This window comes from Lentzea kentuckyensis (genome assembly GCF_002150765.1).
In the GTDB taxonomy this organism is placed as follows: Bacteria; Actinomycetota; Actinomycetes; order Mycobacteriales; family Pseudonocardiaceae; genus Lentzea; species Lentzea kentuckyensis.
Genome location: NZ_MUYM01000235.1, coordinates 3,090 through 3,344, shown reverse-complemented (window position 1 = coordinate 3,344; position 255 = coordinate 3,090). Strand labels below are relative to the sequence as shown.

Sequence of the window (255 nt, the reverse complement as noted above, 5' to 3'; positions counted from 1 at the left end):
CGCATCCGGCTGCTGCGCGAGGGTGGCGTGCACGTGGCGCTGCGCAGCCAGTTCGACGACCGCGGGCGTGGCTGGCATCTGGGCGTGGGGCACTACCGGGGCGACTCGTTCGCGTGGTTCCGGGTGCTCTCGCTCGGGTCCGGGCCCAACCAGCTCATCTCCAGAGACGGGCTCGAGATCGACGCGCGCCGTGAGCCGACAGGGCCGGAGGCGTACGCCATGCCGGTAGGCGCCACCGTGCTGCGGTGCCGTTCC

At 72.9% G+C, this 255-nt stretch carries 1 protein-coding gene; it reads left to right on the top strand.

What is annotated here, in order from left to right; translation table 11 throughout:
- A partial coding sequence (locus tag B0F77_RS46285) for a DUF2550 domain-containing protein (protein WP_143467313.1) occupies positions 1–255 on the top strand: 255 nt, incomplete at both ends.